Consider the following 4,062-nt stretch of genomic DNA (forward strand, 5'->3'; position numbering starts at 1 on the left):
CACAATCGTAAACTGTGTCGTGTACAGGGCTGGAACTCAGGTGCGAAGGCGAGGCTGCTTCAAGCCGCAGACCGGAATTCCAAGGCCGGGGCTTGCCTGAGACCGTCTTTGCAAGTGTTGATCGAATGGAAATGGCTTGCGGTGGGGCGTTTTTGACGCTTACGTTAAGGGAAAATTCCTTGCCGTTGGCTGGAATAATCGCAGACAGGGAGCCCGTATGCAGCCGTTGATGACGCCCGTCGAGGTGATGGCTTATCTCGATCAGGTCTTTCCGCAGATCCATGCCAATGGCGAGGTCTATACCATCGAGGCGATCCGGTCCGGGGAGGCGGTCATGCGCATGACCCCAAACGATGCCCATCTGCGCCCTGGGGGAACTGTTTCTGGACCCAGCATGATGGGACTGGCCGATTTTGCCGCCTATGTTGTGATCCTGGGCCATATCGGGCCGGTGGCCCTGGCGGTGACGACCAACCTGAATATCAATTTTTTGCGCAAGCCCGGTCCTGGCGACCTGATTGCGACATGCCGGTTGATCAAGTTGGGCAAACGGCTGGCTGTCGTTGAATGCGCCATCGCAAGCGAAGGCGAAGAGGATATGGTTGCCCATGCGACCGCCACCTATTCCATTCCGCCGCGATAGGATGTCATCGGGTCAGGCGGTTTTTTTTTGGTCCGGGCTATCGAACAGACCTTCAAGTTGTTCCGAATATTCGACCACCTGGCCGCGGCCGAGCCGCTTGGCCTGATAGACCGCAAGATCCGCCTTGTGCAGGGCGCTTCGCCGTATGTCCCTGGATGTTGCGATGTAAGCGCCGATACTCAGGCTCGGTGTGTAGGTCTTGTCCGAATAACAGAACGGCGCTTTGGCGCTGGCCATCATGCGATGATACGCCTCGCGAAGGGCCTGGATATTCATGTCCGGGCATAAGACGATGAACTCGTCACCTCCGTAGCGCCCAACCGTATCGGTGTCCTTGCGCACGCTGGATGTCAGGATGCCGGCAATGTGTTTCAGCAGCATGTCACCGAAGTGATGCCCGAACTGATCGTTGACTTGCTTGAAGAAGTCGACATCGACAAACAGGATTCCGAGCTCCTCAGCACCGCCTTCACGCATGAAATAGCCTTGCAGAATGTCCGAAACCGAATTGCGGTTCAGTACACCGGTCAACTGATCGTAGCGGGTAAGTTCCAGAAGCTCCTTGTCCTTGCGCATCACTTCACGCGTTGAGCGGATGTAGGCGACAGCGGGGATCAGCAGAATGGTGATCGTGCCAAAAACCAGATACCAGCTGATGCTTCTGAAGGTCTCGTGCAAGGCCGCATCCAGGTCGGTAACATTGACATAGACTTCGATTGCACCGATTCGTTCTCCGGACGGAAGTGTTGCAGGCATATAGACTTCAACATATCGATTGGCACCGGACAAACCTTGCCGTGTCCGGCTGTCCCGCTTGTGAATGAAAGTGAGTACATTGCCCGACCGGTAGACCGAAAGAGCCTTGTCATTGATGCTGCCGACCGGCCGCCGCAAGCCGGGCTCAGAGACGAATGTCTCGACACCGTCCTTGTTGAAGGTGACGAAATGCATCACGTCGACGAGACCGAAACTCGACTGTAACTGCGCCACGTGTTCCGGCTCCGGGAAGCCATGCTCGACCATTTCCTGAAAAGCCGGCGTCGAAACGGTAAAGGAGCTTGCCCATTTCTCGGCCCGGGCTTCTGCGTTATGCCGGATGGCGATTTGGGTCTGGCGGTCGATCAAGCCGTTCAGGGTCGCAACAACGGCCGCCGTCAGCACGAAGCCGGCAGCAAGCGCCACCACAAACGGATTGCGGCGTTCACTCCTGGAGGCTGGAAATCCCATCGCCTGTTATCGCTCCCGCCTGGCTCAAGCTTCTTCTTCCACCCGCAAGCAGGATAAAGCCGACCGTACCAAACCGAAATGCTGCTATAAATACCAGTAGTGGCAGCACGGTGGTATGGCAAGAGGATAAAAATGAGGTATTATAATACCGTTTTTATAAGCCATTGAATTTAATGGAGAAAAATCAATGAGCTTGCAAAGTGTTGGCTTGACCCATAATGGCGGGTCGCGTATATACCCGGTCGAACGAATTCAGGTCCGTTAGTCGGCCTCAGCGGCTCGACCGGACCTTTTCTTTAACCGATCAACTACGGATCAGTCTCATGAAGACCTTCTCTGCCAAGCCGGCTGAGGTCGACAAAAAGTGGATCTTGATCGACGCGGAAGGCATGGTCGTGGGCCGTCTGGCTGCCTACATCGCCAATCATCTGCGCGGCAAGCATCTGCCGACCTACACCCCGCATGTCGATTGCGGTGACAACGTGATCGTGATCAACGCCGATAAGGTGAAGCTCACCGGCCGCAAGTACGACAACAAGAAGTACTACTGGCACACCGGTCACCCGGGCGGCATCAAGGAGCGCACCGCGCGTGCCATTCTCGAAGGCCGTTTCCCGGAGCGTGTTCTGGAAAAGGCTGTTCAGCGCATGATGCCGGGCGGTCCGCTGTCCAACAAGCAGCTGAAGAACCTGCGCGTTTACGCGGGCTCCGAACATCCGCATGAAGCTCAGTCGCCGGAACTCGTCGACGTCAAGAGCCTCAACCCCAAGAACGATGGCATGAGGGCTTAACGATGGCTGAGCTGCAATCCCTGGAAGAGCTGGGCGGCGCGGTCGAAACTGCCGCCCCCGAAGCACCGGTCCACGTCCAGAAGCTGGACTCCCAAGGCCGTGCATACGCCACTGGCAAGCGCAAGGACGCCATCGCACGCGTCTGGATCAAGCCGGGCACTGGCAAGATCATCGTCAACAAGAAGGACTTCACCGAGTATTTCGCTCGTCCGGTTCTTCAGATGATCCTGCGCCAGCCGGTCATGCTGACCGAGCGTGATGGCCAGTACGACATTGTGGCAACCGTTACCGGCGGTGGCCTGTCCGGTCAGGCAGGTGCTGTGCGCCACGGTCTGTCCAAGGCTCTGACCCACTACGAGCCGGAGCTGCGCGCCATCCTGAAGAAGAACGGCTTCCTGACCCGCGACAGCCGTGTTGTCGAGCGTAAGAAGTTCGGCCGCCGCAAGGCCCGCCGGTCCTTCCAGTTCTCCAAGCGTTAATCGCTTCGCGGAACTGCTGCCTTTTTCGAAGCCCGCCGGGGAAATTCCGGCGGGCTTTTTGTTTGTCTTGGCTGCCAGATGACCGACAGAGTAGTTCGATGGTGAACTAACCTAGTTTCTTTGAATATTGTTATTATGACTTAGGTGCAAATCTGCACCATTTATGAATAAAAGCCTTGTCGTTTCGCCAGGTGGAGAGCTGAAACCTGTTCCTGTGTTATTGAGCGTATAGAAATGAGTCGTTATCCGGTCGTTGTTTAGGGTGGGGCGCATGATCAAAACAAGATGTTCCGTATTCAAATCATCCAATAGACGTGATGGACGCCTTGCCAAGAAGCTTCTTTTTTTGGGAGCAACACTTCCGGTCTTTCCATTGCTGGGTGCCACTCATCTGATTGCCGACGACTTTACCATTCCTGACGGCAGGACCGTCACCAACACGCAGACGCTGACTGACCCGGGCGACACCGGAACCATCCAGCAAGGGGGCACCATTGCAACGGTTGGAAATGGCGTATCGGGTGTCGACATGCTGTCGAGCGGTCAGACGGTCTCTAATGCCGGTGCGATCACCACTGACGGATTAAGCGCCTTTGGTGTGTCCTCCGTGGGAGCGGATGCCACGATCACCAGTTCCGGAGCGATATCGACAACCGGTGATTTTTCCCACGCGATCGTGTCAGGTGCGGAGAGGGCCGAAATTACGAACTCTGGCACAATCGACACTGGCACTGGTCGGGAAGGGTTTGGAATCAACTCCAGAGGCGGCAGCGCTGTTGTAAATAACACCGGCACTATTACGACAAGTGGCCAATCCGGACATGGCATTAAATCCGCCGGCGACACTGCAAGTCTGACAAACGACAATGCGATCATCACAAACGGTGCTGAAGCCAAGGGGATCAAGAGCGAAGGAGCCGAT

General features: G+C 56.1%; 4 protein-coding genes and 1 pseudogene. 4 read left to right on the forward strand and 1 reads right to left on the reverse strand.

What is annotated here, in order from left to right:
* Positions 1-217 precede the first annotated feature (217 nt).
* Positions 218-643 (forward strand): PaaI family thioesterase, encoded by a 426-nt coding sequence (locus tag E1297_RS03825; protein WP_155134116.1) that lies wholly within the window; start codon positions 218-220, stop codon positions 641-643.
* A gap of 12 nt (positions 644-655) precedes the next feature.
* On the opposite strand, the gene E1297_RS03830 is transcribed toward E1297_RS03825, so the two are convergent.
* The gene (locus tag E1297_RS03830) at positions 656-1,870 is read right to left on the reverse strand and encodes a GGDEF domain-containing protein (protein WP_155134119.1); all 1,215 of its coding nucleotides are present in this window, start codon (positions 1,868-1,870) and stop codon (positions 656-658) included.
* Positions 1,871-2,193: 323 nt separating this feature from the next.
* Here E1297_RS03830 and rplM point away from each other — a divergent pair, with 323 nt between their 5' ends.
* The 3 genes and pseudogenes from rplM to E1297_RS03845 form a co-directional block, all read left to right on the forward strand.
* Complete coding sequence (gene rplM / locus E1297_RS03835; protein ID WP_155134122.1) at positions 2,194-2,661, forward strand: 50S ribosomal protein L13; 468 nt, start codon at positions 2,194-2,196, stop codon at positions 2,659-2,661.
* A gap of 2 nt (positions 2,662-2,663) precedes the next feature.
* Entirely contained in the window at positions 2,664-3,140 is a 477-nt protein-coding gene (gene rpsI, locus E1297_RS03840; RefSeq protein WP_155134125.1) for a 30S ribosomal protein S9, read from the forward strand.
* A gap of 271 nt (positions 3,141-3,411) precedes the next feature.
* A pseudogene (locus E1297_RS03845) lies at positions 3,412-4,062 on the forward strand (hypothetical protein); the annotation flags it as partial.

Source organism: Roseibium sp. RKSG952, from assembly GCF_009711355.1.

Excerpts from the sequence above, each read along its gene's own strand:
- E1297_RS03830 (WP_155134119.1), bottom strand. The coding sequence starts at position 1,870 with ATGGGATTTCCAGCCTCCAGGAGTGAACGCCGCAATCCGTTTGTGGTG.
- rpsI (WP_155134125.1), top strand. The coding sequence starts at position 2,664 with ATGGCTGAGCTGCAATCCCTGGAAGAGCTGGGCGGCGCGGTCGAAACT.
- rplM (WP_155134122.1), top strand. The coding sequence starts at position 2,194 with ATGAAGACCTTCTCTGCCAAGCCGGCTGAGGTCGACAAAAAGTGGATC.
- E1297_RS03825 (WP_155134116.1), top strand. The coding sequence starts at position 218 with ATGCAGCCGTTGATGACGCCCGTCGAGGTGATGGCTTATCTCGATCAG.